Annotated in this window: 27 protein-coding genes and 1 pseudogene; 2 read left to right on the top strand and 26 right to left on the bottom strand. The window is 51.9% G+C overall.

Annotated elements, in window-relative coordinates:
- The first annotated feature begins 9 nt into the window (after window positions 1–9).
- Complete coding sequence (locus IPK01_15010) at window positions 10–744, top strand: hypothetical protein (GenBank protein MBK7934746.1); 735 nt, start codon at window positions 10–12, stop codon at window positions 742–744.
- Here the strand turns inward: IPK01_15010 and IPK01_15015 are convergent.
- The 8 genes from IPK01_15015 to IPK01_15050 form a co-directional block, all read right to left on the bottom strand.
- A complete protein-coding gene (locus tag IPK01_15015) occupies window positions 733–2,118 on the bottom strand; it encodes an HD domain-containing protein (protein MBK7934747.1) in 1,386 nt (461 codons plus the stop codon). The two genes, IPK01_15010 and IPK01_15015, sit on opposite strands and share 12 nt — an antisense overlap.
- Before the next feature lie 54 nt (window positions 2,119–2,172).
- Complete coding sequence (locus IPK01_15020) at window positions 2,173–3,282, bottom strand: histidine kinase (GenBank protein MBK7934748.1); 1,110 nt, start codon at window positions 3,280–3,282, stop codon at window positions 2,173–2,175.
- A gap of 147 nt (window positions 3,283–3,429) precedes the next feature.
- Window positions 3,430–4,002 (bottom strand): potassium-transporting ATPase subunit KdpC, encoded by a 573-nt coding sequence (kdpC, locus tag IPK01_15025; protein MBK7934749.1) that lies wholly within the window; start codon window positions 4,000–4,002, stop codon window positions 3,430–3,432.
- A gap of 70 nt (window positions 4,003–4,072) precedes the next feature.
- Window positions 4,073–6,121 carry a potassium-transporting ATPase subunit KdpB gene (kdpB, locus tag IPK01_15030; protein ID MBK7934750.1) on the bottom strand — a complete coding sequence of 683 codons (2,049 nt, stop codon included), beginning with the start codon at window positions 6,119–6,121 and terminating at the stop codon, window positions 4,073–4,075.
- Between the two features lie 103 nt (window positions 6,122–6,224).
- Entirely contained in the window at window positions 6,225–8,027 is a 1,803-nt protein-coding gene (gene kdpA, locus IPK01_15035; protein ID MBK7934751.1) for a potassium-transporting ATPase subunit KdpA, read from the bottom strand.
- A 5-nt stretch (window positions 8,028–8,032) separates the two neighbouring features.
- Window positions 8,033–8,122, bottom strand: a complete 90-nt coding sequence (gene kdpF, locus IPK01_15040; GenBank protein ID MBK7934752.1) for a K(+)-transporting ATPase subunit F — start codon at window positions 8,120–8,122, stop codon at window positions 8,033–8,035.
- Window positions 8,123–8,235: 113 nt separating this feature from the next.
- Complete coding sequence (locus IPK01_15045; protein ID MBK7934753.1) at window positions 8,236–8,937, bottom strand: hypothetical protein; 702 nt, start codon at window positions 8,935–8,937, stop codon at window positions 8,236–8,238.
- Window positions 8,934–9,233, bottom strand: coding sequence for a hypothetical protein (locus IPK01_15050; protein MBK7934754.1), 300 nt, complete (start codon window positions 9,231–9,233; stop codon window positions 8,934–8,936). Before IPK01_15050 ends, IPK01_15045 begins: the two co-directional genes overlap by 4 nt.
- Before the next feature lie 267 nt (window positions 9,234–9,500).
- On the opposite strand from IPK01_15050, the gene IPK01_15055 reads away from it, so the two are divergent.
- Complete coding sequence (locus IPK01_15055) at window positions 9,501–11,423, top strand: amino acid transporter (GenBank protein MBK7934755.1); 1,923 nt, start codon at window positions 9,501–9,503, stop codon at window positions 11,421–11,423.
- Here the strand turns inward: IPK01_15055 and IPK01_15060 are convergent.
- From IPK01_15060 to IPK01_15145, 18 genes and pseudogenes are all read right to left on the bottom strand, one after another.
- Complete coding sequence (locus IPK01_15060; protein MBK7934756.1) at window positions 11,420–12,115, bottom strand: response regulator transcription factor; 696 nt, start codon at window positions 12,113–12,115, stop codon at window positions 11,420–11,422. The two genes, IPK01_15055 and IPK01_15060, sit on opposite strands and share 4 nt — an antisense overlap.
- Window positions 12,112–13,227: a DUF4118 domain-containing protein gene (locus tag IPK01_15065; protein ID MBK7934757.1), complete on the bottom strand. Its 1,116-nt coding sequence runs from the start codon at window positions 13,225–13,227 to the stop codon at window positions 12,112–12,114. Before IPK01_15065 ends, IPK01_15060 begins: the two co-directional genes overlap by 4 nt.
- Window positions 13,228–13,344: 117 nt before the next feature.
- Window positions 13,345–14,736 (bottom strand): glycine--tRNA ligase, encoded by a 1,392-nt coding sequence (locus IPK01_15070; protein ID MBK7934758.1) that lies wholly within the window; start codon window positions 14,734–14,736, stop codon window positions 13,345–13,347.
- Between the two features lie 108 nt (window positions 14,737–14,844).
- Entirely contained in the window at window positions 14,845–15,795 is a 951-nt protein-coding gene (locus tag IPK01_15075; GenBank protein ID MBK7934759.1) for a PEGA domain-containing protein, read from the bottom strand.
- 112 nt (window positions 15,796–15,907) lie between these two features.
- On the bottom strand, window positions 15,908–16,555 hold the full coding sequence (locus IPK01_15080; protein ID MBK7934760.1) for a PEP-CTERM sorting domain-containing protein: 648 nt from the start codon (window positions 16,553–16,555) through the stop codon (window positions 15,908–15,910).
- A 348-nt stretch (window positions 16,556–16,903) separates the two neighbouring features.
- A complete protein-coding gene (gene pnp, locus IPK01_15085) occupies window positions 16,904–19,027 on the bottom strand; it encodes a polyribonucleotide nucleotidyltransferase (GenBank protein MBK7934761.1) in 2,124 nt (707 codons plus the stop codon).
- Between the two features lie 222 nt (window positions 19,028–19,249).
- Entirely contained in the window at window positions 19,250–19,519 is a 270-nt protein-coding gene (gene rpsO / locus IPK01_15090; GenBank protein MBK7934762.1) for a 30S ribosomal protein S15, read from the bottom strand.
- A gap of 145 nt (window positions 19,520–19,664) precedes the next feature.
- Window positions 19,665–21,015: pseudogene (gene accC, locus IPK01_15095) on the bottom strand (acetyl-CoA carboxylase biotin carboxylase subunit).
- Window positions 21,016–21,109: 94 nt separating this feature from the next.
- Window positions 21,110–21,562, bottom strand: coding sequence for an acetyl-CoA carboxylase biotin carboxyl carrier protein (gene accB, locus IPK01_15100; GenBank protein MBK7934763.1), 453 nt, complete (start codon window positions 21,560–21,562; stop codon window positions 21,110–21,112).
- Between the two features lie 117 nt (window positions 21,563–21,679).
- A complete protein-coding gene (gene rplQ, locus IPK01_15105) occupies window positions 21,680–22,183 on the bottom strand; it encodes a 50S ribosomal protein L17 (protein ID MBK7934764.1) in 504 nt (167 codons plus the stop codon).
- A gap of 85 nt (window positions 22,184–22,268) precedes the next feature.
- On the bottom strand, window positions 22,269–23,285 hold the full coding sequence (locus IPK01_15110) for a DNA-directed RNA polymerase subunit alpha (GenBank protein MBK7934765.1): 1,017 nt from the start codon (window positions 23,283–23,285) through the stop codon (window positions 22,269–22,271).
- A 104-nt stretch (window positions 23,286–23,389) separates the two neighbouring features.
- A complete protein-coding gene (gene rpsD, locus IPK01_15115; protein ID MBK7934766.1) occupies window positions 23,390–24,022 on the bottom strand; it encodes a 30S ribosomal protein S4 in 633 nt (210 codons plus the stop codon).
- 96 nt (window positions 24,023–24,118) lie between these two features.
- Window positions 24,119–24,514 carry a 30S ribosomal protein S11 gene (rpsK, locus tag IPK01_15120; protein MBK7934767.1) on the bottom strand — a complete coding sequence of 132 codons (396 nt, stop codon included), beginning with the start codon at window positions 24,512–24,514 and terminating at the stop codon, window positions 24,119–24,121.
- 84 nt (window positions 24,515–24,598) lie between these two features.
- Entirely contained in the window at window positions 24,599–24,982 is a 384-nt protein-coding gene (rpsM, locus tag IPK01_15125) for a 30S ribosomal protein S13 (protein MBK7934768.1), read from the bottom strand.
- A 15-nt stretch (window positions 24,983–24,997) separates the two neighbouring features.
- On the bottom strand, window positions 24,998–25,111 hold the full coding sequence (rpmJ, locus tag IPK01_15130; GenBank protein ID MBK7934769.1) for a 50S ribosomal protein L36: 114 nt from the start codon (window positions 25,109–25,111) through the stop codon (window positions 24,998–25,000).
- Window positions 25,112–25,126: 15 nt separating this feature from the next.
- Complete coding sequence (gene infA, locus IPK01_15135) at window positions 25,127–25,348, bottom strand: translation initiation factor IF-1 (protein ID MBK7934770.1); 222 nt, start codon at window positions 25,346–25,348, stop codon at window positions 25,127–25,129.
- A 72-nt stretch (window positions 25,349–25,420) separates the two neighbouring features.
- Window positions 25,421–26,218 carry a type I methionyl aminopeptidase gene (gene map / locus IPK01_15140; GenBank protein MBK7934771.1) on the bottom strand — a complete coding sequence of 266 codons (798 nt, stop codon included), beginning with the start codon at window positions 26,216–26,218 and terminating at the stop codon, window positions 25,421–25,423.
- A gap of 28 nt (window positions 26,219–26,246) precedes the next feature.
- A complete protein-coding gene (locus IPK01_15145; protein ID MBK7934772.1) occupies window positions 26,247–26,891 on the bottom strand; it encodes an adenylate kinase in 645 nt (214 codons plus the stop codon).
- Window positions 26,892–26,980: the final 89 nt, after the last annotated feature.

A 26,980-nucleotide genomic window follows, 5' to 3' on the forward strand; every position in this document is an offset into this window, starting at 1 on the left:
AGAAACCTTATGACAAGAAAGACGATCGACTTTCTGATCCACGAAGCCGGCTCTCTGATATATGTCGCCGACAAGAATTTTGGAGGACATCCCGTAGGTGAATTTCACGAATTTTTCGGCGGTGTTAAAGGACTGCAAACACTGACAGAGAACGGAGCGGTGATTGCCGCGTCGCTGTATCAGGACGACGGCTATAACGTCCGCATCGTTTTTGGCGACCTCACCGAACAGGAATCTGCCGAGTGGACCTCACGTATATCATGGAAACTAAAACTCGACTCCGGTCAGATGGTCGTTTCCGGTGTCTGTGACGAAGACCTCGAAGAGACAATGGAAGAATTTCCCGTTGCCGAGGACGGCGGCGAATATGACCTCGGTACCTTTGTCGATGTTACGCCCTGCGAATATGCAGTTTCGATATACTCCTATCCACCGGGCGATCTCGCCGGAGGCTGGATGAGGCTTGAGAACAAGGGGTTTTTCCGGGAGACATTCGGCCGTGACCCTGAAATACCGTTCGAAAAGCCAATCGACTATTTCAATCGCACGCGGCCGGGCGAAACACCTCGCGAATGGATAAAAGAGGGCTGGGAGGACGCCGATTTTCTCAGCTTCGTCATCCAAATCGTTCCACTCACGGCCGAGCCGACGCGACTCAATTTCGAAGAAGACGGTTTTGCAATGTGGGAATATCGCAAGCCCGCGATTTGCCCGGTCGGCATCGAACTCGCATCACGCGATTAGCTTTTTGGCTTCGGCAATAGCTTCGGCGAGATCGGTGACCTTTCCATCAAGCTGCATTTCGTAAACTGCGTCGAGGATCGGCCGGAACCGCGGCCCTGGATCCTCACCCAATTCGATAAGGTGTCGGCCCAGTAAGATGGGGTCGGGCGCCTTTTTTTCTATCGCGAGATCGCGGACCTTTTCGATAAACCATTCCTGAGCCTTTGAATCAAACCATTTCTCTTCTGGCAGCCAGTCGGGATTGCGTCCCAGGCTGTCAGCCTTAGCGACGCGATAGAGCAGATCAGGTTCGACCTTTCGCGCCAAACGCCGAAATGCTCCGTCGCCAACGGGCGATTTTGATTTGTAATATTCGCCCGGTTTTAGGTGATATCGAACGAGCTCGACGACCTGCTTTCGCACGTCAAAACCGTTCAGCGTAAAGACACCGAGCGTATCAAGAAACGTGGCCGTCGGCCCAACACCCGCCTCATCGTGCCCGCGGGAACGAATGCGTCCGTCAGCAAACTCCGTAGTCGGAGGCTTACCGAAATCGTGCGCCAACGCTCCCAGCATGACAGCAACTTGCCGCGGATAATCAAGCTCATTTACAAGTTTGCGGGCCTCGTCGACCACCATCAGAGTATGGACATCTACATCGCCTTCGGGATGCCATTCCGGTTCCTGCGGAACTCCAACAAGCGACGCCATTTCCGGAAATATCTGATCGACGACACCGAGAACGTACAGCCATTTCAAACCGATCGACGGTCGACGCGGCTTTAGCAACAGCTTTTCAAATTCGCCCCAGATACGTTCCTTCGGCAGATCGGTAACTTTGATCTGCTTGCAGACCTCAACGGTTTCGGGTTCGATATCAAACTCGAACCTCGCAGCAAACTGGCAGGCTCGCATTACGCGCAAACTGTCCTCGGCAAAAGTCTCCCGCGAAACCATCCGCAGTACTTTACGCCCGATATCGCCTTGACCGTCAAACGGATCGACGATCTCGCCAGTCAAAATATCCTTGAGGATCGAATTAACGGTAAAATCGCGCCGCGAACAGGCCTCCTCGAACGACATCTCCGGATCGCCCTCGACGACAAATCCTCGATGCCCGCTCGACACTTTACGCTCACGCCGCGGTATCGAAACGTCCAGATCGTCACCGATCTTATAAACCGCAAACGCTTCGCCAACTACATTCGCCTCACCGATCGAATCAAGTATTTCCCGCAATTTCGCCGGCTTAACGCCATAAACCTCAACATCCCAATCCTTATGGCCGATCCCCATTATCTCGTCGCGCACACATCCGCCGACAAGCATCGCCCTGCCGCCATTCGACCTGACCGATTCAGCTAATTTCGCTACTTTTTCTGGTATTTCGCTCATCGGCAAGAAAATCCATTGTGCAATAGAACAGATTGCGAATCCAAAGTTGATCGATCACTCCTCGTCGCGTCTGTTAATAGGTATTACATGTACTGTGGCATCACGTACCTCAGCCAGAAACCGGTTAATGACCGAACCTCGCCAAAATATATCCCAGCGTGTGCGTGCAGATTGACCGAAAATAACATGCGTGATTCCATTGTGGCGGGCGTACCCAAGCAGAGCGTCGGCGACATTACGAGCCTTTAGGCAGACCACCTTAGCACCGAGAGTTTTGGCGAATTTGATATTTTCCTGCAGTGCCCCGTAGGATTCCGGAGTGATTCTGCCCGGTTCCTCGTCCGGCGTCTCGACATAAACAGCCACCCAATCTTCCGTCGCAAGCCGTCCGGCGATCCGTGCCCCCGTTCGCAAGATCTTTTTCGCACTTCCTCTGGAAGCCATACACACCATTACCTTTTCTGGAATTACGGCGTGTTCGAGGCCTTCCCGCTCGCGGTATTCGGTGTCTTGAATCGATTGCTGCTGGGCGACGTGGCGGAGAGCCAACTCGCGCAATGTCGCAAGGTTTCCCTTTCTAAAAAAATTATTGAGAGCCTGTTCGATCTTTTCGACCGAGTAGATCTTTCCCTGCCTCAACCGCGTCCGCAATGTGTCTATTGAGATATCGACGTCGATCACCTCATCTGCGTTCTTAAAGAAACAGTCCGGCACCGTCTCTCGCACCTGAACGCCCGTGGTCGTTGTAACAACGTCATTCAGCGATTCAATATGCTGGATATTGACCGCTGTGATGACCGAAATGCCATTTTCGAGCAAATCTTTAACATCCTGATACCGCTTTTCATTTTTGGAACCTTCGATGTTGGTGTGTGCCAGCTCGTCAACTATTGCCACGGCAGGTTTTCGAGCAATTACCGTGTCGAGGTCCATTTCATCAAACACGTTGCCGCGATATTCGATCTTTTTCGGCGGAATGATCTCAAGATCTTTGATCTGCTCTTCAGTCTCAACCCGGCCATGTGTCTCCACGACCGCAACTACAACGTCGATTCCCTGCTCTTTCAACTGATGTGCGTCTTCGAGCATCCGATACGTCTTGCCGACTCCCGCCGCCGCACCGATATAAACACGCAGCTTCGCTCGCTCATTCTCGTGCAGCATTTCGAGCAGCGATTCCGGAGACGGCCGGCCGTCGCGGTTCGGCATTTCGGTTATTTCGGTATCGACAAACATACTCGAAAGTAAAAAGTGGAAAAGCGATGGTTGATTCCTCGACTAACTCCTTAACTTTTTCATTATTTCACCTTTTCACTTTTGACCATTAGTGACTACATCCAACTCTAAATTTAACAGAAGAACATTAACACGGGGCTCGCCAAAGAACCCAAAATCCCGATCCTGAGTGAACTTCTTGACCAGATCGCGAACCTGAGACCAAGCCATTCCGCGTTCCTTAGCCACCCGCGCAATCTGAAACGCTGCCGCCGCCGGTGAAATATGCGGATCGAGGCCCGAGGCACTTGTCGTCACAAGGTCGGCCGGAATCTTCGTACCGGGATCCTCCTTCTGCAAAGCTTCTGTGTCGGACGCGATCCGGTCGATCAGTTTTTTACTGGTCGGACCAAGGTTAGAACCACCCGAGGCTCCGGCATCGTAGCCGTTACCAGCCGCCGATGGACGAGAATGAAAATAGCGAGCCGAAGTAAACGTCTGCCCTATCAATTCTGAGCCGACGACCTTGCCGTCTTTCACGATAAGCGAACCATTCGCTTGATGCGGAAACAACGCTTGCCCGACACCCCACACTGCCAACGGATATAGTAGGCCGAGCGCAACGGTAAAAACAACGATCATCAATACTGAAGTTATAAGGTCTTTCATAAATTTAGTCGAGAGTCATGAGTCGAGAGTCATGAGTGGGCATGTTTTCTTGCTCTCGACTCTCCACTCGTTATGCTAATCCAATCGCCGTGATAACAACGTCGATCAATTTAATGCCAACGAATGGAGCGATGATGCCGCCAAGTCCATAGATCAACAGATTTCGCTGAAGCAATTTCGAGGCCGACATCGGGCGATACTTGACGCCTTTCAGAGCCAGCGGTATCAATACTACGATTACCAACGCATTAAAAATGACGGCCGAGAGGATTGCCGATTGAGGCGTCTTGAGGCCCATGATATTCAATGCATTTAGTACCGGAAACGTCGCCGCGAACATCGCCGGAATGATCGCGAAGTACTTAGCAACGTCATTCGCGATCGAAAACGTCGTCAATGCTCCGCGTGTCATCAGTAATTGTTTGCCGATCTCGACTACCTCGATCAGTTTCGTTGGATCGCTATCTAGATCGACCATATTCCCTGCCTCTTTTGCAGCCTGCGTTCCGGTATTCATCGCCACGCCGACATCCGCCTGGGCGAGTGCCGGAGCGTCGTTGGTACCGTCACCTGTCATCGCGACGAGCTTTCCATCGGCCTGTTCGCGCTTGATCAAAGCCATTTTGTCCTCAGGCGTTGCCTCGGCGAGAAAATCGTCGACGCCCGCTTCTTCGGCGATCGACGCTGCCGTGAGCGGATTGTCGCCCGTTATCATCACCGTCTTGATGCCCATCTGACGAAGCTGATTAAACCGCTCACGCATGCCGCCTTTTACAATATCCTTAAGATAAATAACGCCAAGCGGCTTGTGATTATCGGCAACGACGAGTGGCGTTCCGCCCGCACGTGCGATTCGTTCGACAACCTCGCGAAGTTCCGCCGGCGACTGCTGCCCGCCGCTCGCGACGTATTTCTCGATCGCATCGACAGCACCCTTTCGGATCTGCCGTCCGTCGAAATTAACACCCGACATTCGTGTTTGTGCTGTAAACGCAATAAATTCGGCCTGTCCGCCGCCTAGTTCCTTTATCTCACGTCCACGAAGGCCATATTTCTCCTTTGCATAAACAATGATCGAACGCCCTTCAGGCGTCTCGTCTGCAAGCGACGAGAGTTGGGCCGCATCGGCAAACTCTTCGGCATTGACGCCTTTCAGCGGAATAAACTCGCTCGCCTGGCGGTTGCCAAGCGTGATCGTTCCGGTTTTGTCGAGCAGTAGTGTATTCACATCACCCGCCGCCTCGACCGCACGGCCCGACATTGCGAGCACGTTGTGTTGAATGAGCCGATCCATTCCAGCAATACCGATGGCGGAGAGCAATCCGCCAATCGTCGTCGGAATAAGACAAACAAGCAGTGAGATCAAAACAAATATTGTCTGCGGTGCGTTCGAATAGATAGCAAACGGCTGCAGCGTCACAACTGCGAGCAAAAACACGATAGTCAGTCCCGCAAGCAGAATATTCAGAGCGATCTCGTTCGGCGTCTTTTGCCGCGAGGCACCTTCGACAAGCGAGATCATCCGGTCGATGAACGTCTCGCCCGGATTTGATGTGATCTTTACCTTGATCCAGTCCGAAAGTACACGAGTTCCGCCCGTGACGGCCGAACGGTCGCCGCCCCACTCGCGAATGACAGGTGCCGATTCGCCCGTGATCGCCGATTCATCAACCGACGCCACACCCTCGACGATCTCGCCATCTCCCGGTATAAATTCGCCCGCAACAACATATACGATGTCGCCTTTTCTCAGATCAGGTGCCGGGACCGAACGCTGTGTGCCGTCCGCGTCGATCAAGGTCGCTGTCGTTTCGGTCCGTGATTTGCGAAGCGTATCAGCCTGCGCCTTGCCCCGGCCCTCGGCCATCGCCTCGGCAAAATTCGCGAACAACACGGTAAACCACAACCAAAGCGTGATCTGAAGCTCAAAACCCAACGAACTCTCCGCCGCCGGCGTCACTAAGTTCGCGATCATCCGTACCGTCAGAAACGTCGCCCCGGCCTCCACGACAAACATCACCGGATTCTTCAGCATCTTGCGCGGATCGAGCTTTGTAAAAGCCCCCACGCTCGCCTGTCGAATAATATTTTTGTCCCAAATAGAAATTGCGTTTTTCATAAAATCCTTATCAACCGCGAAAAAGGCGAAATTTGCTAAAATAAGGAGCCAGATTCTCAGAATATTTCGTTTTTTTCGCCTGTTTCGCAGTTAATCACCTTGCCTAAAAAGTTTTCCCGTTTACCATCTGGAAATGCTCAAGAATTGGCGACAAACTCAGTGCCGGAAAGAAAGTTAGAGCACCGACAATTATCACAATGCTCACAAGCAATACGCTAAAAAGTACGGTGTTGACGGGAAACGTTCCCAAAGTCGGCGGAATTTGCTTCTTGCCCGCCAAATTGCCTGCGATCGCGAGCAACGGAATGATCATAAAAAATCTCCCGACCAACATTGCGACACCAAGCGTCGAGTTGTACCAGAGCGTATTTGCATTGAGTCCGGCGAATGCCGAGCCGTTATTGCCCGTGCCCGAAGTAAATGCGTAAATGATCTCGGACAGCCCGTGGGCACCTTTGTTATTGAGTGAGGTCAGCCCAAATTCCGTCGCTGCCGACGAGATCGCAGCCAAGCCGAGAATGATCAACGGAAAGATCAGGATATACAGCATTCCCATTTGAATGTCGTAAGCCTCGATCTTTTTGCCGAGATATTCCGGCGTTCGCCCAACCATGAGTCCGGCAATGAATACTGTGAGAATGATCATCACCAAAATGCCGTACATTCCCGCTCCAACACCGCCGAAAATCACCTCTCCGAGCATAATGTTCACCATCGGCACAAGCCCGCCGATCGGCGTAAAGCTATCGTGCATTGAATTTACCGCGCCGCACGAAGCGTCGGTCGTAACGGTCGCAAACAACGCCGAATTTGCCACGCCAAACCGTACTTCCTTTCCTTCAAAATTGCCGCCAACAACTTGCTGATCGACGGTCGTCGGATAAAGCGGATTTCCCTGCGACTCGGCCCAATACAAGGTGCTTAAACCGGCGACAAACAGGATCGCCATAGAACCAAACACAGCCCAGCCGTGTCCCTGCGATCTGACCATTCGGCCAAGTGCGTAGGTAAAGCCCGCCGGGATCAGAAAGATGAGCAGCATCTGTATGAAATTCGAGAGCGGCGTCGGGTTTTCGTATGGATGAGCCGAGTTGGCATTAAAGAATCCACCGCCGTTGGTCCCGAGCATCTTTATCGCAAGCTGCGACGCTAACGGCCCTTGGGCGATCGTTTGCGTATCGACGACCACATCTTCCTGGACATTCTCGTCGTTTTCGTCCTTTACGACGGCTCCGTCAGCGTCCTTTTTATCGACCTGTATGGTCCGAACATCGTTGAGCTTGGCCGTATCGTAGGGTTTGAAATTCTGAACGACGCCTTGCGAAACAAAGAAAACGGCTGCGATAAACGACAGCGGCAACAAAACGTACAGCGTTCCCCGCGTCAGATCGACCCAAAAGTTGCCGAGTTTGTCCGTTTCAAATCGCGCAATTCCGCGAATAAAGACTGCCGCCAGCGCCATACCGACCGCTGCCGACATAAAATTCTGCACCGCGAGGCCCGCCATCTGTGTCAAATAGCTCATCGTCGCCTCGCCGCCATAACCCTGCCAATTTGTATTCGTTATAAACGAAACGGCAGTGTTGAACGATGAATGCTCCGACGGGCCCGCGAACTCCTGCGGATTGAGCGGCAAAAAGAACTGAAACCGCTGCAAGGCGTAGAGGGCAAGGGACGAGACGAGACTGAACAAAAGCATCGCGACGCCGTATTGTTTCCAGTTCATCTCGCTTGTCGGATCGACGCGTGTTATCCAATAGATAAACCGCTCTACGGGCTTTAGCAAAACATCGAGAAACGTCTTCCCGCCGTCAAAGACGCGCACCAGCAACAAGCCCATCGGCTTGGCCAGCAGAGCGATGACTGCGATAAAAGCCAAAATTTGTAATATTCCGTTGAGTGTCATGGCCGTTAAAATTTCTCAGGGCGCAGGAGCGCGTAAACCAAATAGATCATCAGAATGACCGCACACGCGGCCGCAAGTATTGATTCCCAGCTCATTCGCTTTTCGCTCCCTTTCGCAGCCATCCGCAAGCCGCGACATAACCGAGTGCTATCAAAAAGAAACCAACGATTCCCGCCACAAATATCAGATCAACCATGTCGACCACCTCTCAATTAAAGTTGTACCCAAGCTCAAACAGAAAGAAATTGTTTCCCTCCACCGCACGGTCGTTCCCGATCGAATACGAAAAATACGCCGTCACCTTCGGGTGCGGCTTGTAGATCACGCCCGGAGTTAGATACCCCGCCGAATGCCGTCCCGTTATCCAATCCGCAGCGAGCGTGACCTTACTATTGATCGTCTGTTCGACCCCAAAGTGCCCGCCGGCCCGAACGGCCTTCGACGCAAACAGATTCTTGCTCGCCACATAGCCACCCGCCGTCAGACGTGTCTTATTGATCGTTCTACTTACCGCAAGATATGTGTAGGCTCCCACGTTGTAGCTCCGGTTTCGAACCGGAATATAGAAATTGGTCCCGGCGATCAACGCCGTGTCCTTCGTTTTGCTCTCGTAAAATTTCCATTTGACGGTCGGCACGAGCGTTGTCGAATCGGCTCCCGGCTGTACATTTCCCGTCACGTTCAACCCAACCTCGACATTGCCGCCGACACCGACGACGATCCTCGGCACAAAGCTCGAAAACCGTCCGAACTCATCGGTCCTATCCAATTTGAAGGCCGCATCGATCTCCATATAAACCTTGCCGCGGTCGAGAACATCGGTCGTCGGAACATTAAATATCGTCTGTTGAGCGCTGATAAAAACTGCTGACCCAAAAAGGATCGCCTTAAAAATAATTAACCTGTTCATTTTCTTTTCTCGATCTCGTCTAAAAATATCGAACCAACGAGGATCATCGGGATCGCCGAAATCAGCAATATGGTGCCGACACTATCGAACGCTGTGTCGCCGTTTACGAGAGCATGGAGGATCACGCAAATGAGGCCGCTGAATAATGCCGAGATTCCTCCAAATATGCCAAGCGTCGCCAACACCGAACACAATAGTGGGCTCAAGATCGTTCGCCTTATTCGACGTGTTGCGCTATCTCCCTTTACAATAGGATTCTCGATCCGAGCAGTTTCGATTTTGGTATTGGTGTTCATAAAAACCTCCGTCAAGTCCTAATGAGCCTGACAATTCTGAGATTAGCCGGCATCTGGTAAGAATTGAGTAAGTCTTGCATAAAAAGTTCGTAAAGATTTTTCCGCCGATAGTTGCTCCCACCGGGCTGATTCTTTACGGAATCTTTATGCTTTCTTTATGGAATCTTTATGCCTACGGCGATAAGGTAAAGCTGTTCGGGTGAGCTTATTAAGCGGCTGGACAACGGGGCGCGGTCATGTCGGATGGCCGTGCCTTAATTACGTTCTATGAGTTCAATTAACGGCAGTTCAAAGGGTGGATTGAGAGATTGGTTAATGCACGGTGCCCGTCAGCCTGATGCCGCGTTTACGGCAAAGGCCCATCACCCGAAACACGCCTGGTGGCAGGTGATGTGTCTGACCGGCGTCGATTATTTTTCGACCTTGGGCTACCAGCCGGGCATTGCGTTTGCCGCCGCAGGTGTGCTGTCGCCGATCGCAACATTGATACTGGTGATGCTCACATTGTTTGGTGCATTGCCGATCTATAATCGCGTCGCGGCCGAGAGCCCACGCGGCCAGGGTTCGATCTCGATGCTCGAATCATTGCTGTCGCGTTGGAAGAGCAAGCTCTTCGTCCTCGCTCTGCTAGGCTTCGTCGCTACCGACTTTGTCATAACCATTACACTATCCGCCGCGGATGCGTCTGAGCACGTCATTCACAATCCGTTTGTCGAAGCTAATATCCCGGGACTTGATCATCCGATACTTGTTACGTTGTTGATGATCGCGATCCTTGCCGCCGTCTTTTTGAAGGGATTCAAGGAAGCGATCGGCATCGCCGTATTTCTGGTAATCGCGTATCTACTTTTGAATCTCGTGGTGATCGCGACCGGTATTTACCACATCGTCATTGATCCTTCGCTCCTCGCGAATTGGAAAAATGCGGTGTTTACGACCAATACCGGAACGCCGCAAAGTATTTTGATGATCATCGGGCTGTCCTTGCTTGTATTTCCCAAATTAGCTCTCGGCCTGTCCGGATTTGAGACCGGCGTCGCCGTGATGCCGCTGATCGAAAATCCGCATCGCATCGAAAAAACGAAAAAGCTCCTCAGAACCTCGGCATTGATCATGAGCTTTTTTCTCATATGCAGCAGTTTTATCACTAGCGTTCTGATCCCTGCGAAGGAGTTTGAACACGGCGGCAAGGCATCTGGACGTGCTCTGGCATTTCTCGCTCACGAATATCTCGGCGAGATCTTTGGCACCGCATATGACATCAGCACCATCTTGATCTTGTGGTTTGCCGGTGCCTCGGCGATGGCTGGTCTGCTCAATATTGTTCCGAGATATTTGCCGAGATACGGCATGGCTCCAAACTGGGCACGGGCTTCGCGGCCGCTGGTTATCATATTTACGCTGATCTGTTTCGCGATCACGTTCATTTTCGAAGCAAATGTCGAGGCTCAGGGCGGAGCATATGCAACAGGCGTCTTGGTTCTGATGACATCTGCGGCGATAGCTGTAACGATCTCGGCTTGGGTCCGAAAACAGGGCATTAGGCGGATCTATCTTTTCATTCCACTTGTTTTCAGCTACACGACCATCACCAACATAGTCGAACGCCCTGACGGCATCAAGATCGCGTCGTTATTCATCTTGGCGATAGTCGTCGCATCGTTTGTTTCGAGGGCAATGCGAACCACTGAACTGCGGGTCCAAAAGATCGAGTTTGACAGCACCGCACTGCAGTTCATCAACGATCTCGAGGGCGAAGAGATCCGTATTGTAACCAACCGCCGCGAGACCGGCGACATTACCGAATACCGCTTCAAAGAGCACGAAAAACGCGTCGACAACCACATTCCGGCTAGCGACCCGATCCTCTTCTACGAGATCGAGATCGGGGACGCGTCTGAATTTACGGGCAAGCTCTACATTAGCGGCGTTGATGTGGACGGCTATCGTATTTTAAGAACGCATGCTCCCGCGGTCCCGAATGCCATCGCGGCGTTGCTATTGAAATTGAGAGACATGACTGCCAAAACGCCTCACGTCTATTTTGGCTGGAGCGAGGGAAATCCGATCAAGTATATGATCCGTTATATCCTATTCGGCGAAGGCGACACGGCTCCCGTCACGCGCGAGATATTGCGGGTCGCCGAGCCCGACCCCGAACTGAGGCCGAGCGTGCACGTCGGAGGCTAACCGAAAGGATCGAATCGATACCCGACCCACGGCTCGGTCCGCAAATATCGAGGCTGAGATGGGTCTTTTTCCACCTTTTTGCGAAGCTGTCCGACGAATACTCTGAGATACTCGGTCTGTTCCGTAAAATTACCGCCCCAGATCGCTGATAAGATCGCACGATGCGTTATTACCTTATTCCGGTTCTGAAACAGGAATACCAACAGATCAAATTCCTTTGGCGTAAGATGCACTGACTCGCCGTTCACCAAGACCTCGCGCGTCGAAGGGTCGATCGAAAAATCGCCATCCTCAAGCTTTGTTAATGTTTCGATCGGCGTGTCCGGTGTCCTCCGAAGCGCAGCACGAACGCGAGCGAGCAGTTCATCTATTCCGAATGGCTTCAGTACGTAATCATCAGCACCGGCGTCCAAAGCGGCAACCTTTGTCCGTTCTTCGCCTTTTACCGAAAGTACGATTATAGGCAGCTTTGAGTTCTTTCTGATCTCGCGGCAAAGTTCAATGCCGTCCATCTCAGGCATTTGCAGGTCCGTGATTATCAGATCAGGATGCCAATCGCGAAAAGTGTCGAGTGCAGATACACCGTCGGCCGCAGTTCGAACATCGTATCGATGGGCGGTCAGGCTGTGCCGCAAGACCCTCGTGATCTGCGATTCGTCATCGACGACCAATACTTTTTTGGGTTCGCTCATTCGTCTCCGATCGGCAGCGTCAGCGTGACTTTGGTGCCGACGCCGTTCTCGCCCGAACTGATCTCAATACGTCCATTCTGTGCCTCCACGATTCCGCGTGCGATCGCGAGGCCCAGGCCGAGCCCATCTGAATGGCTGCCGTCGAGGCGGACGAACTTCTCAAACACCTTCTCCCGCATTTCTGGCGGAATTCCCATGCCTTCGTCCGCGACCGATACCAGGACGCTGTTGCCATGCTCCACCGCAGTGATCGTGATCGTTGTATCGGTCGGCGAATATTTTGCGGCATTCTCGATCAAATTATAGACCACTTCTGCTATCGCCCGGGCATCGACGCGTATTAGCGGTAGTTCTTTTTGGAGGTTGACTGTCAGATTATGATCGGCAGCGATCTTTTCGGCTCGCTCGAGAGCGATAGTGATGATCTCTTCGATGTTCGAAAGAGACGCAGGCATTCCGGCCGGCCCGGCCTCGACGCGCGCCAATTGGACCATGCTCTCGATAAAGCCATTCAAGCGGTCGGTCTCTTCGTTGATGATATCGAGGAATTCGGCTCTTCCTTCGCTGCTGAGTTCGATCGTCCGATGTCCGCCCTCGCTGTCGAGCAGCGTCGTTACCGAGGCCTTGATCGATGTCAGCGGCGTTCGCAGATCATGCGTCACGGCATCAAGCAATGCCGATTTTAGCTGTTCGCTTTGTTTTAGTGCCGCGGCCTCGGTGGCATCTTGAAACGCCTTTTGCAGCTCTTCGTATAACCTCTCAGCCTCGCGGGCCCGACGCGTCGCATATGCCGAAAGTTCGCCGGCAATGATCGCCGTCAACGTAAATGCCGCCCACGCAAACAGGTTCTGCGATTCGGCGATATGCCAAGTCCCGACCGGCGGAATAAAGAAGAAATTAAAACAAAGCATCGCCACAAACGATGCCAGCAAGGCAGGATTTCGCCCAAAGAAAGTCGCCGACGCCAACACTACAAGCAGCAGCGACATCGAAACCGTGATCAAATTAACCCGGCTCTCGAGGGCTCCCAACCCAACAGTTGCCGCCAAAACCGCCGCTACCGAGATACCGAACCGCAGCAAATTTGATTGAAATATTCCTTCGAGCTTCATCAGTGTTGAATAAAAACTAGTAACCGCGAAAATCACCAAAACGCACGAAACAAAAACATACTATCTTTTTTCGCCACTTTAGTGATTTTCGCGGTTACATTTCTTTGGTCGATCGCACTATTTCAACCGTGTCTGCAAATACTCCCTGAGCCCATCGATACCAACGCGTTCTTGTTCCCAGGTGTCGCGGTCGCGCACAGTGACGGCGTTGTCCTCGAGCGATTCGTGATCGACCGTGACGCAAAAGGGTGTACCTACCTCGTCTTGTCTCGCATAGAGCTTACCAATGCCGCCTGTGTCGTCATAAACAGCGCGCATAGACGGCTGCAGATCGCGTTTTAGCTGTTTCGCAAGCGCCACGATGCCCTCGTTATTTTTGGCGAGCGGCAGCACCGCGACCTTGATCGGGGCGAGTGATGGTTTGAGTTTTAGAATGACGCGGACCTCGCCTTTGTCGTTCGTCCGCTCGGTGTACGCGTCCATCAAAACCGCCAGCAACGTCCGATTCACACCGATCGAAGGCTCGATACAATACGGATAAAACCGCTCGTTCGTCTGCGGGTCAAAATACGATAGATCTTCGGTCGAATCGGGATTTATGCGTTTTCCATCAGCATCCTCGGGCTTTTTCGAATGGACGCGAAGGTCGTAATCCGTACGATTGGCGATTCCAAGCAACTCGTCGAACTGCTTATCCTCATCTTCACGGTCTGGGAAAAAACGATATAGAAAATCGACCGTTCGATCTGAATAATGAGCAAGTTCCTTTTCAGTCTGTTCGTAATGCACGATGTTCTCGCGAGCAATGCCGAGCGAATCCAGCCATTGGCCGTACGCGTCGATCCATTCCTGATGAATACGCGGAGCATCCTCCGGACGGCAAAAATACTCGATCTCCATCTGCTCGAATTCGCGGGTTCGAAAAATGAAATTCCCGGGCGTCACTTCATTGCGAAACGCCTTGCCGATCTGCGCGATGCCGAACGGCAATTTGCGTCGCGAAGTATCGAGTACATTCTTAAAGTTAATAAAGATCCCCTGAGCAGTTTCAGGCCGAAGATACGCAAGAGCGGTCGGGTCGTCGTCCGAAGAAGCGGCGCCGACCGTGGTTCGAAACATCAAATTGAAGTCTTTCGGATCAGTTAGGTTCTTAGAATTGCAGTTTGAGCACATCGGCTTGTCATCTGCCGGGTCGATATCTAACTTGTCGAGCCTGAGTCTCGCATTGCAATCGCGGCAATCTACTAATGGATCGCTGAAAGTGTCTTCGTGTCCGCTATATTTCCAAACATTTCGGTTCTGAATGATCGAAGAATCTACACCTTCGATATCGTCACGTTCGTAAACGATCCAGTTCCACCAGCTTTTCTTGATGTTATTCGCTAATTCAACGCCCAGCGGGCCATAATCCCAGGACGAGCCGAGCCCGCCGTAAATGTCGGATGCAGGATAGACAAACCCTCGGCGTTTTGAAAGCGAGACGATAGTTTCGATGTTTGGTGCAGACATAAGTAAGGTAGTGATTTTACAACGAACGACGAACAACCAACAAAGAAGAAATAAAAAAAGGACGAGCCCGAAAGCTCGTCCTTTGTTGAGTTAGTCAATATCCACCAGCTATTGCACGACCGGCGGCTCGGCACCGGCAGGTACGATCCAGATCTCATATGCTGTTCTGGTTCGATTGCTGCCTCTGACATATTTGATCCGCGACGGATCCATTCCGCGTTTGATCAAATAATCCAGCGACCGTTTCGACACTCGTTCGTATGTGTTACGCGTTCTGCTCATACGATCAGTGCCGGGATAAATAACGACGTACAGCTGTGAATCAGGCGTATTCTGGGCCATGATCATACAGTTGTCTAAGCGTGCCTTGTCGTCATCATTCGAGATCGAATCGAATTGGTCGCACATGATCTTCAAGATCGGTGGCGGCTCTTTGATCGGTTCAACATCGGTCGGGACCGATATTACCTCTCGACAGCGGCTGTCATAAACTGCGTCGTTAACATCTAATTCCGCTTCGATCGTTTTGCCGCCCATTCCTGACGAATCGACGGTGATAACAGGTGTACCCTGACCGCTCGTGATACGGCCGTTCACTACACGCCACACATATCTTAGCGGAATAGGAGCAGTGCCCTTGTTTATCGCCTTAAAGGTCACCGGATCTCCCTCGGTGACGCGCCTCGGACCGTCGAGGACAAATCTGTACGGACAATCTTTCGTGATCGTCTCTTCTACTCCTTTGAGACAGATGCATTCTCGAACGCCCTTGCGGATCTCCACTTCGCGGGTGTAGGTCTTTCCGCCCGGGCCGGTGACTTCGACGGTGTGGAATCCCGGAGCGAGATAGAAGTCAACGCCACTGCCAACACCGCTCATGCCAAGGTATTTGCCATCCACCTTGACCGGATATGCTACCGGCGTGGTCTGAACACTCAAGGCTCCCATTTTCTTGGGAATCTTCGCCTTTTTCTCTTTTCCGCCTGCGATCGCAGCCGAAACACCGAGCGTTAGCATCAGGCCAAGGACAAATAGAAAGTTATGTCTCATTAAACGCATTTTAATTTCCTCTTCCCTATCGCGAAATTATCGCATTTCGCCTTAAAATTCAATATCATCGAACGATAGACGCTCCGCTGCGTTCGGCAGCGGAGTGTCTCGTTCCAATTACTTATTCTTCGTCTTCGCCCTCTTCGCCATCTTTCTTCTTACCAAACCGGCGGCGAGCTGCCAATCCGATCGAGGCGAGGCCCGTACCGAAAAGCAGGATCGTGACCGGTTCGGGAACTGGCTGCGGCGGAGTCGGCGTTACCGGAGGCGTAGGCGTCGGCGTTTTTGGCGTCGGCGTAGGCGTAGGCGTATTTGGAGTCGGCGTCGGTGTCGGAGTAGGCGTCTGTCCCGGGACCGTCGCAGTCGGGGTCGGCGTGTCCTTTTTACGCTTGATCAGGATGAACGCAATCGGGATCGCCGCAAGTCCAAGCAACGCCCATTTCGGGAATCCGCCGGTTGTCGGCTGTTCGCAATCACAATCCTCTTCGACGACAATGTCGCTCCTGGTCTCGGTGATAACACGTCCATCCTGAGACGGAGATTTCTTCTTATCCTTCTCGTCATCATCATCCGCGACAATAATGCCGTCGTAATAATTTGCAACGCTAAGTCTAGCAAAGCTGCTTGTCTCGGCTTTGCCCGGTTTCGCGTTCATTATCTGGACGACCTGCTCGAAACGGACCGGGCCGGCCTCCACCTTTACAAAGGCTGCCATGATGGACGCCAGGCAAACCGCCGACATTACAATTCGTAAATTGATATTTTTCATTTCTGTACCCTGAGCTGACTAAACGTAGTTCTCCTTGAAAGAAATACACTTTCACAGTTCGTTGGCACTCTGTTGTGAATTGAATTTTTGGGGCAGTTTCGAAAATATAGCAGAATGTGCTGGCAAATGCACGCTATTTCTGCAATTTTTTTGTCGCCGAAGTCCAAAAAAACAATATTTCTTTCAGTTCTACAGGAAAATATGCTCAATTGAAGCACTTTTCCAGAAATTTCAGCTACTTTTCCGATTTATTTTTATCGGCACATAAATAAAAACCGGCTACCACTTAATAGTGGTAACCGGCGTCCATTTCCCAAAAAATAGGGGATCAATTGAATGAGACCGAACCTAGCCCTCGTTCGATGCGTCTCTTGCCTTCTCCTCAGCAATGATCGCTTTGCGTGAAAGCTTGATCTTGTTTCCTTCTTTACCAATGCATTTGACCATGATCTGCTGGCCTTCTTTTAGTTCATCACGTACATCGCGAACACGTTGATCAGAGATCTCGGAAATATGCAGCAAACCATCGAGGCCCGGCATGATCTCAACAAATGCTCCAAAATCCACGATCCGCGAAACAGTACCCATATATGTTTCACCGATCTCAGCTTCGGCAGTGAGTGCCTTGATACGGGCGATCGCGAGCTGAGCAGCTTCGCCATCGGCGGTCGCAATGAGGATCGTGCCATCGTCTGAAATGTCGATCTTCGCTCCGGTCTCTTCCGTGATCGAACGGATGACGCTGCCGCCTTTGCCGATAACGTCGCGGATCTTGTCCGGCGAGATCATTATGGTGATGATACGAGGAGCAAATTCGGACAACTGTTCACGTGGCTCTGCAAGCGACTTGGTCATGACATCCAGAATATGGAGGCGGCCCTTTCGTGCCTGTTCCAATGCTTCCTGCAAGATCATGGCGTTGATGCCCCCGACCTTGATATCCATTTGGAGAGCAGTGATGCCATCTGCCGTTCCGGTGACCTTGAAATCCATATCGCCGTAATGATCTTCGGCTCCGGCAATGTCCGACAGGATCGCATAACGATTGCCTTCCATTACAAGTCCCATCGCAACGCCAGCGACCGGTTTCTTGATCGGCACGCCTGCATCCATGAGGCTCAGAATGCCGCCGCAGACCGAAGCCATCGACGATGAGCCGTTCGACTCGGTAATGTCCGAGACGATTCGGATCGTGTACGGAAAATCAGCGTCATCAGGCAGTACCGACTGGATCGCTCGGCGCGCAAGGTTTCCGTGGCCGGTCTCACGTCGCGACGTCGATCCAAATCGACCCGTTTCGCCGACCGAGTAAGGCGGGAAGTTGTAGTGCAGCATGAAACGGCGATCGATCGTACCTTTCTCGAGATCGTCCATAAACTGGCCGTCCATCTTGGTTCCCAGCGTCGTTGTAACGATCGCCTGAGTTTCGCCTCGAGTAAAAAGTGCTGAACCATGAACCCGAGGGAGCCAGCCGACCTCGCATGTGATCGGGCGGATCTCTGAGAACTTACGGCCGTCCGGACGGCGCTTGTTCAGGAGCATGTCTTCGCGGAAGATCTTTTCCTTGAGCTTGCCAAAAGCTTTACCAGCAGTGGCACGTGCTCCCGGATCGTCTTCCGGGTAACTCTCGACAACTTCTTTTTTGAGAGCGTCGAGTCCCGCGTAGACCTCGATCTTTTCGCGTCCGGTCGAATCGAGAGCGGTGCGAAGTTTGTCACTCCATGTCTTCTCAACGTCAGCAACGATATGTTCGTCGAGAGCCGGGACCACAAATTGACGCTTGGTAATATTGAGAGCCTTACCAAGTTCTTTCTGCCACAGGCAGAGCCGTTTGATCTCGCGGTGTGCAAGCATCAATGCCTCGACCATGATCGTCTCGGCGACTTCGTTTGCTTCGCATTCGACCATACAGATAGCTTCTTCTGTGCCGGCAACGATCAGATTTAGCTCAGATTCGCGACGTTCATCGTAGGTCGGATTGATCACATATTTACCTTCGATCAGGCCAATGCGGACACCTGCGAGCGGATTTTCGAACGGGATGTCCGAAAGATACAACGCGCACGAGGCACCGGTGATCGCGATAACGTCAGGATCATTGTCCATGTCTGCCGAGATCACCGACGCGACGATCTGTGTTTCAAAGCGGTAACCGTCCGCAAACAGCGGGCGGACCGGACGGTCGATCATGCGGCAGGTCAAAATCTCCTTTTCGCTCGGACGGCCCTCGCGGCGGAAATAGTTTCCGGGAATACGGCCTGCGGCGAATGAGTTTTCACGATATTCGACCGTGAGTGGGAAAAAATCCATCCCTTCACGCGCCGTTCGGGCAGACACTGCCGCAACGAGCAGCATCGTATCGCCATAACGTATCACGACCGAACCATCGGCCTGTTTTGCAACCTTTCCGGTCTCAACGATCAAGTCTTGTGTTCCGAGCTTGATCGATTCATTTAAATATTTTTTTGACATTTATTTTCCTTCACAAAAACAAAAGACGAAAGGGTATGCCGTGAAGCCCTTTCGTCTTTTGAAATCTACCGATTTTGACGATGATCACCTTTTGTCCGAAAGCGTAGTTTGCTGTCACGTTCAGCTGCCGCCGGCAAATTCTTCGTTGGTGACCTCTATGTTCCTAACGGCCCGAAGCGGCCTCAATTCAGTTTTGAGTCCTAATGACCCTAAACCCGAAACTTAACGGCGCAAGCCGAGTTTCTTAATGATCTCGTGATATTCGTTTATATCACCGCGCTTTAAATAATCAAGCAGTTTTCTACGTTTCGAGACCAGAATGAGCAAGCCGCGACGCGAATTGTTATCCTTCTTGTGAACCTTAAAATGCTCGGTCAATTCGGTAATACGCTGCGTTAGCAACGCGATCTGCACCTGTGACGAACCTGTGTCCGAGTCGTGAGTTTTGTAATCTGAAACTATCTGTTCTTTTAATTCTTTAACTGTAGCCATACTAACTTGCTTAAACCAGCCTCTCCTATTGCTCGCAGTAACTCCGTTCATAAAAACGGTAACCACGAAGTTTTAACTTCTAAGATCTGAACAACTATCGCTAATTGTTCCTATAAATCTAACATATCCAGGCACTAAGGGCAATTTAGACCTCGTACTTGAACTCTTCCATAAACTTGGTCGAAAACTCGCCTGCCTGAAATTTTGGGTCCGCCATGATCTTCTGATGAAGCGGAATCGTCGTCTTGATCCCCTCGACGACCATCATATCGAGAGCTCTCTGCATACGTGCGATCGCGAGCGGCCGCGTACGGGCATGGACAATGAGTTTTGCGATCATTGAATCATAATACGGCGGAACCACGTAACCTGGGTAAACGGCGGTGTCGACCCGGACGCCGGGCCCTCCAGGAATGTTGAAAGCTGTGATCTTGCCCGGGCTCGGAGTGAACTTGACCGGGTCCTCTGCATTGATCCGGCATTCGATAGAGTGGCCCGCGATCTGCACTTCTTCCTGACGATAGTCCAGGTTCTCGCCCGTTGCGATCATGATCTGATTGCGGACGATATCGGCAAGTGTGACCATCTCTGTTACCGGATGTTCTACTTGGATACGGGTGTTCATTTCCATGAAATAGAAACTACCGTCCTCATCAAGTAAGAACTCAAATGTTCCGGCACTCGAATAACCGATCTCCTGACAAGCCTTAACAGCAACAGCACCCATCTTGTCTCGCAACTCGCGGGAAATGACCGGTGACGGTGCTTCCTCAAGCAATTTCTGGTGTCGGCGCTGGATCGTACACTCACGTTCGCCGAGATGGAATAACATTACCGTGCTCGTCAGCCAGAACCTGTATCTCGATATGCCGCGGACGTTCTATATATCGTTCGATGTACACGGAACCGTTCTTGAACGCGTTGAGAGCCTCGGTCTGAGCGAGTTCGAGGCTTCCGTGCAATTCGCTTTCTTCGCGAACGATACGCATTCCGCGCCCGCCGCCGCCTGCTGCGGCTTTGATGATGAGCGGATAACCGATCTGCTTTGCGAGCTCAAGTGCCTCAGCCGTCGATTCGATCGGCTCAGGACTGCCCGGTAAAATAGGGACACCTGCTGCTGTCATCGTCCGCCGGGCTTCAACCTTATCGCCCATCAGTCCAATGACCTTCGGGCTCGGGCCTATGAATTTGATATTGCAGTCCTCACAAACCTTTGCGAACGTCTCCGATTCAGCTAAAAAGCCGTAACCCGGATGGATCGCATCTACATTTGTGATCTCAGCTGCGCTAATGATCGCAGGGATATTGAGATAACTTTCAGCAGAAGATGCCGGTCCGATGCACAGAGCCTCGTCTGCATACCGAACATGTAGAGCGTCGCGGTCGGCTTCGGAGTGGACGGCAACGGTCTTGATGCCCATTTCCTTGCACGTCCAAATGATCCGGATCGCGATCTCGCCACGGTTGGCGATCAAAATTTTCTTTATCTCACGCATAAACAGAAAAGATTTAGCCACGAATTACACAAATGTCACGAATAAGAAGACTCCTAATAATTCGTGGTATTCGTGTAATTCGTGGCTAAATATCTTATTTCCTAATACCGAACAACGGTTGGCCAAATTCGACAGGCTGGCCGTTTTCGACGTAGATCTTCACTACTTCGCCCGAAACTTCGGCCTGGATCTCATTCATCAGTTTCATCGCCTCGACAATGCAGACTGTCGTTCCCGGCGATACCTTGCTGCCTTCGCTGACGTATGATTCCTTATCCGGGCCCGGCGAGCGATAAAACGTGCCGACGATCGGAGATGTGATCTTGTGCAATCCGGCGTCTTCATCTACGGCCGGGACAGCTTCCATAGGGACAGCCGCCATTGCAGGAAGGGAACCGGCCGGATGGGCCGCAGTAACCGGGGCAGCCTGATAAACGGGGGCAGCTGTCGCCTTGCTCAATCGGACACGAATATTCTCGTTTTCAAACTCAAAATCCGTAAATCCATGCTCATTGACTAATGCAGCCAAAGCCTGCAGTTCGTCCATATTGAACGAGGGCTCTTCACCGTGCTTTTTGTCGTGTTTCTTCTCGTTCACTTGTTCTTCGTCTTTTGCTTTTGCTGAAGCCGGGTTATCACTCATGATCTAAAGCCTCCGCCACGATCAGTTTTTTGCGGCAAGTTCGTGAACGTTATCAACCAACTCGATGACGGCCATTTCAGCATTGTCACCTTTGCGGCGTCCGAGCTTAATGATACGCGTATAACCACCGTTACGGTCTTTATAGCGCGCTCCGAGTTCATTGAAAAGCCGCTGGACGGCTTTTACGCCGGCCGTTCTCTCGATCGGCTCTTTCGTTTCGCCCTTTTTACCGCGAAAACGGCTCTGCTGGGCCTTATACGTGCTATTGCCGGCATGAAAGAAGGCAGCCGCCTGACGGCGAAGATGAACTCCGCGAAGCACGGCGTCATCACCTTCGAGGACCTGAGCTTTGCGTGCCAGTGTAATGACCCTTTCCACGAATGGGCGAAGCTCTTTTGCTTTGGGCACGGTCGTCACGATGTGATCTTTCGGCGAATTGATAAGCGAAGTCGCCATGTTCCTGAGCATCGACATGCGGTGCTCGGTCGTGCGTCCCAATTTACGATGTGCTTTTAAGTGTCTCATTTCTTTAAGTCTTGAAAGTCCCGGAAGTTTTGGAAGTTCGGAAACGTTCTTCGCCTCCTATACTTTCCAGACTTCCTCGACCCAACTAGTCTAGATCGCGTCCGCCCGATCCCGGGATCGGATTTCCCTGTTCGTCAAAATCCATTCCAAAATCGAGTCCCATGCCGTGAAGCATATCCTTGATCTCAGTGAGTGATTTTTTGCCGAAATTCTTGGTGCCCAGCATATCTTTCTCGCTTCGGCGGATAAGGTCGCGGATCGAACGTATGTCTGCATTCTTAAGGCAGTTATACGAACGGACCGACAGTTCCATTTCATCCACAGATTTGTCGAGCAGATCATTCCGCATAAGTGGCGGACGGGCGATGTCCTCATATTTATATTCTTCTTCCTCTTCTTCGAAATTGATAAAGATCGTCATGTGATCTTTGACCAATTTCGCCGCGAGGCCGATCGAATCTTCCGGAGCGACGCTGCCGTCCGTCCAAACCTCGATCGTCAATTTATCAAACTCTGTGTTCGAACCCTGACGCGTCTGTTCGACGTTGTAGTTGACCTTTTTGATCGGCGTGTGGACCGAATCGATGGGAATATATCCAACTGAAAGATCCTCGTCATTGTTCAGCTCGGCCGAAACATATCCGCGACCCGATTTGAGACGCATCTCGATGTTAAGTGAGCCGCCGGCACTGACCGTGCCGATATGAATTGTCGAATCCAGTACCTCAACGTCACCATCAGCTTCGATATCGGCACTTGTAACTTCACCGGCGCCTTTTTTTGTGATCGTCAGGGTCTTCGGGCCCGTACCGTGGAGCGTAAACGGAACCTGCTTAAGATTTAGAATGACGTCGGTCGCATCTTCGACAACGCCTTTGATCGATGAGAATTCGTGTTCGACGCCTTCGATCTTGACGGCTGTGATAGCCGCACCTTCGATCGACGACAATAGTGCACGACGGATCGAGTTACCGATCGTCGTACCAAATCCGCGTTCGAATGGAGACGCATAGAACTTGCCGTAACGATCCGTTAACGACTCGGTCTCCACATTCAGGCGGCTCGGCATTTGGAAATCTGTCCAATTATTGCTCTGTGTCATATTTTTGTTCTTTTAAAAGTCTCATAAGTTGGCTTTGTCCCCTGACCGTCCCCAGAAAGAACAAACTCTTCGGGCCAGGCTACTTCAGCCAACTCGTTAAAAAACTACTTACTGTAAAGCTCAACGATCAACTGCTCGTTGATGTTCGCGTCGATATCCTGCCGCGTCGGCAATGCCGAGATCGCAACGCTAAAATCAACCGCTCCGGCATTGATCCACGACGGACGGCCTCGGCCGACCGCAGTCTGCCATGCACCCTCGACGTGAACGTTCTTGTGCGTTCTGTCTTTGACCGAAACGGTATCGCCGGCCTTCACCTGGAACGAAGGAATATCTACCTTGCGGCCGTTGACGTGAATGTGTCCGTGGTTTACCAGTTGGCGTGCCTGTCGGCGCGATGTGGAAAAACCTGATCGGTATACGACATTATCAAGACGTCTTTCGAGCATCGAGAGTAAGATCTCGCCCGTAACGCCTTTCTGCTGACGTGCCTTTTCAAAGTAGTTGCGAAACTGCTTTTCGAGGACGAAGTAGATACGCTTTACCTTCTGCTTTTCGCGTAGCTGTTCACCGTAACCGGCGAGCATCTTGCGGCGGGCTGCACCGTGCTGCCCCGGGGGGTTGGTGCCGCGTTTTTCGATAGCACATGAGGGCTTGTAGCAACGATCGCCCTTGAGGAATAATTTTGCACCTTCGCGGCGGCACAAACGGCACACCGCATCTCTATATCTAGCCATAATTTATTTTCTGCCTCCGTAGTTTTACGGAAAAGTTTACGAGCCGTCTCGGCCCTTCATCCTTTCGATAAAATCAAAAATCAAAAATTCGAAATATCAAACGCGTCGGCGCTTCGGCGGACGGCATCCGTTGTGCGGGATCGGTGTGGTGTCGCGGATCGCAGTCACGCGAATGCCTGCCTGATTGATCGCACGGATCGCCGATTCGCGGCCGCCACCCGGGCCTTTGACCCGAACTTCGACCTCACGCATACCGGCCTCGACCGCCTTGCGTGCGACCTCTGATGCTGCCTGCTGTGCGGCAAACGGCGTTCCCTTACGCGAACCGCGGAATCCGCGTGCACCCGATGACGACTGAGCCACCAAGTTGCCGTTCGCATCCGTGATCGAGATCAGCGTGTTGTTGAACGACGCCGAAATATGAACGATCCCAACCGGGATATTCTTTTTCTCTTTCTTCTTAAAAGTCTTCTTTGCTGGTGCTTTAGCCATAATCAGTTATCACTTGTAGGTCGCCGGTTGTCGGGTAGAACAATCGCCAGATAACGCTGACAACTGACAACCGACAACTGACAACTATTTCTTGCCCGGTGCCTTCTTCTTGGCGACTGCCGCCTTCCTCGGTCCTTTTCGTGTGCGTGCGTTGGTGCTGGTGCGTTGTCCGCGAACCGGCAGGCTGCGGCGATGACGCAGGCCGCGGTAGCAGCCGATATCCATCAAACGCTTGATGTCCATCTGAACGCGCTTTCTCAGATCACCCTCGATGTCACCTTCGGTGTCGAGAATGGTGCGGATCTTGTTCAGATCGTCTTCGCTGATATCCTTGATACGCGTATTGATATCGATACCGGCGAGGCCGAGAACCTCGGTCGCACGCGATTTGCCTATACCATAGATATAGGTCATCCCGATCTGTGCCCTCTTGTTGGGCGGTAAATCAACTCCTGCTACACGAGCCATAAAATCTCCTAAAAATTATCCTTGACGCTGTTTGTGCTTCGGGTTTTCGCAGATCACTCGAACGATGCCCTTTCGATGGATCACCTTGCACTTATCGCACATTTTCTTTACTGACGGTCGTACTTTCATCTCTTTTCACCTGTCCTACTTATAGCGGTATGTGATCCGCCCGCGTTTGAGATCATAGGGCGATAGTTCGACCAGAACCTTATCGCCGGGCAGAATACGGATAAAATTCTTCCGCATCTTTCCTGAAATGTGAGCCAAAACTTCGTGCTGGTTATCATCCACCGCGATCTTGAACATCGCGTTTGGAAGGGTCTCCAAAACGGTCGCTGTGACCTCTATCGCTTCTTCTTTAGACATACTTTCTAAAGCCAAATTTCCCACAAGTGGGGCAAACCGTTAATATTATCCTTTCTTGACGCTGATTTCAAGTCATGCCGCAGCAGTTTCGCTCGCACCGTGATTCAACGACTTCTTTTGCTCTTTCGTGAGCGTCAAGATCTCGGGCCCGTCAGCGGTAACCGCGAGCGTATGCTCAGCATGTGCCGACGGTTTGCCGTCTTTCGTAACGACTGTCCACTTATCACTGAGCGTCAGCGTTTCATGCGTTCCCAGGTTGAGCATCGGCTCGATCGCAAAACAATACCCGACGCGGATCTTTTCTTTGGTTCCCGCACGACCGTGGTTAGGTATTTGCGGAGCTTCGTGCATCTGACGCCCGATCCCGTGTCCTGTATAATCGCGGACAATACCATAACCATACTTCTCCGCATGCTGTTGGACCGCCCAACTGATGTCACCGACACGGCCGCCCGGCCGAGCTGCTTCGATCCCCAGAGCAAGACATTCTTCGGTAACGCGGATCAACTGCTTCAATTCCTCTGTTATTTCGCCAACCGGAAGCGTCATCGCCGTATCGCCGACAAATCCGTCATAGGTCGCCGCCATGTCGAGCGAAACAATATCGCCCTCGTTGAGCGGCGTAGTTTTCGAAAACCCGTGAACGATCTCATCGTTGACCGAGGCACAGATCGCATACGGAAAACCGTGATATCCAATAAAGGTCGGGATCGCCCCGGCGTCCCTTATCATCTTCTCCGCAGCGTTGTTGAGGTCCATTGTCGAGATGCCGGGCTTGACCATCGCACGCAGGGACTCTCGCACCTCGGCGATGAGTTCGCCTACGGCTCGCATTTTATCTAGGTCCTTTGCTGATTTCGCAATGATCATTCTTTTGCCAAACAACGCGGCGATCGAACTAAATAAGCTCATCGATCTCGCGGTAGATATCCTCTATTTCGCCTGAACCATCGATCTTCGACAAACGGCCCGAGCGTTCATAATAATCGAGCAGCGGTTTCGTTAGTTCGTCGTAGGTCTCAAGCCGGACCTTCACTTTCTCTTCCCAATCGTCCTGCCGATGATCAAGCGACCTTTCCGGATGCTCATCGCAGACGCCCTCGACTCTAGGCGGTTTCGAATAGATATTATATATCTCCCCGCAAACCGGACAGCTTCTGCGGCCCGTCAGGCGTTTCATCAACTCACCGCGTTCAACGTCGACCTCGATCGCCTGGATCTCTTTGCTCTGCTCCTTCGCAAGCTCCTCGAGCTGCTCGGCCTGGATCGCCGTCCGCGGATAACCGTCGAGGACATACGTGCCGGCAGTGTCCGGTTTTAAGGTTCGTTCACGAACGATCCGGTATGTGATGTCGTCCGAGATCAATTTACCGGACGCCATGATCTGCTGAACCTCTTTCGCAAGCGGAGTGTCTGCGTTCTTCATCTCGCGGAACATGTCGCCCGTCGATATCTGCGGTATCGAACGCCGCTCTTGCAAGAGCCTTGCCTGTGTCCCTTTCCCCGCTCCGGGTGCACCTATCAATACAATGATCTTACTCATACGATTTCACCGCAGAGACGCCAAGACGCAGAGGAAAGAAATATCACACAGCGACGGATCGCTTCCGAAATTTCTCCGCGTCTCTGCGT

The organism is Acidobacteriota bacterium (genome assembly GCA_016713675.1).
Taxonomy (GTDB): domain Bacteria; phylum Acidobacteriota; class Blastocatellia; order Pyrinomonadales; family Pyrinomonadaceae; genus OLB17.

Excerpts from the sequence above, each read along its gene's own strand:
- IPK01_15010 (MBK7934746.1), top strand. The coding sequence starts at position 10 with ATGACAAGAAAGACGATCGACTTTCTGATCCACGAAGCCGGCTCTCTG.
- IPK01_15015 (MBK7934747.1), bottom strand. The coding sequence starts at position 2,118 with ATGAGCGAAATACCAGAAAAAGTAGCGAAATTAGCTGAATCGGTCAGG.
- IPK01_15020 (MBK7934748.1), bottom strand. The coding sequence starts at position 3,282 with ATGCTGCACGAGAATGAGCGAGCGAAGCTGCGTGTTTATATCGGTGCG.
- kdpC (MBK7934749.1), bottom strand. The coding sequence starts at position 4,002 with ATGAAAGACCTTATAACTTCAGTATTGATGATCGTTGTTTTTACCGTT.
- kdpB (MBK7934750.1), bottom strand. The coding sequence starts at position 6,121 with ATGAAAAACGCAATTTCTATTTGGGACAAAAATATTATTCGACAGGCG.
- kdpA (MBK7934751.1), bottom strand. The coding sequence starts at position 8,027 with ATGACACTCAACGGAATATTACAAATTTTGGCTTTTATCGCAGTCATC.
- kdpF (MBK7934752.1), bottom strand. The coding sequence starts at position 8,122 with ATGAGCTGGGAATCAATACTTGCGGCCGCGTGTGCGGTCATTCTGATG.
- IPK01_15045 (MBK7934753.1), bottom strand. The coding sequence starts at position 8,937 with ATGAACAGGTTAATTATTTTTAAGGCGATCCTTTTTGGGTCAGCAGTT.
- IPK01_15050 (MBK7934754.1), bottom strand. The coding sequence starts at position 9,233 with ATGAACACCAATACCAAAATCGAAACTGCTCGGATCGAGAATCCTATT.
- IPK01_15055 (MBK7934755.1), top strand. The coding sequence starts at position 9,501 with ATGAGTTCAATTAACGGCAGTTCAAAGGGTGGATTGAGAGATTGGTTA.
- IPK01_15060 (MBK7934756.1), bottom strand. The coding sequence starts at position 12,115 with ATGAGCGAACCCAAAAAAGTATTGGTCGTCGATGACGAATCGCAGATC.
- IPK01_15065 (MBK7934757.1), bottom strand. The coding sequence starts at position 13,227 with ATGAAGCTCGAAGGAATATTTCAATCAAATTTGCTGCGGTTCGGTATC.
- IPK01_15070 (MBK7934758.1), bottom strand. The coding sequence starts at position 14,736 with ATGTCTGCACCAAACATCGAAACTATCGTCTCGCTTTCAAAACGCCGA.
- IPK01_15075 (MBK7934759.1), bottom strand. The coding sequence starts at position 15,795 with ATGCGTTTAATGAGACATAACTTTCTATTTGTCCTTGGCCTGATGCTA.
- IPK01_15080 (MBK7934760.1), bottom strand. The coding sequence starts at position 16,555 with ATGAAAAATATCAATTTACGAATTGTAATGTCGGCGGTTTGCCTGGCG.
- pnp (MBK7934761.1), bottom strand. The coding sequence starts at position 19,027 with ATGTCAAAAAAATATTTAAATGAATCGATCAAGCTCGGAACACAAGAC.
- rpsO (MBK7934762.1), bottom strand. The coding sequence starts at position 19,519 with ATGGCTACAGTTAAAGAATTAAAAGAACAGATAGTTTCAGATTACAAA.
- accB (MBK7934763.1), bottom strand. The coding sequence starts at position 21,562 with ATGGACGAACTGCAGGCTTTGGCTGCATTAGTCAATGAGCATGGATTT.
- rplQ (MBK7934764.1), bottom strand. The coding sequence starts at position 22,183 with ATGAGACACTTAAAAGCACATCGTAAATTGGGACGCACGACCGAGCAC.
- IPK01_15110 (MBK7934765.1), bottom strand. The coding sequence starts at position 23,285 with ATGACACAGAGCAATAATTGGACAGATTTCCAAATGCCGAGCCGCCTG.
- rpsD (MBK7934766.1), bottom strand. The coding sequence starts at position 24,022 with ATGGCTAGATATAGAGATGCGGTGTGCCGTTTGTGCCGCCGCGAAGGT.
- rpsK (MBK7934767.1), bottom strand. The coding sequence starts at position 24,514 with ATGGCTAAAGCACCAGCAAAGAAGACTTTTAAGAAGAAAGAGAAAAAG.
- rpsM (MBK7934768.1), bottom strand. The coding sequence starts at position 24,982 with ATGGCTCGTGTAGCAGGAGTTGATTTACCGCCCAACAAGAGGGCACAG.
- rpmJ (MBK7934769.1), bottom strand. The coding sequence starts at position 25,111 with ATGAAAGTACGACCGTCAGTAAAGAAAATGTGCGATAAGTGCAAGGTG.
- infA (MBK7934770.1), bottom strand. The coding sequence starts at position 25,348 with ATGTCTAAAGAAGAAGCGATAGAGGTCACAGCGACCGTTTTGGAGACC.
- map (MBK7934771.1), bottom strand. The coding sequence starts at position 26,218 with ATGATCATTGCGAAATCAGCAAAGGACCTAGATAAAATGCGAGCCGTA.
- IPK01_15145 (MBK7934772.1), bottom strand. The coding sequence starts at position 26,891 with ATGAGTAAGATCATTGTATTGATAGGTGCACCCGGAGCGGGGAAAGGG.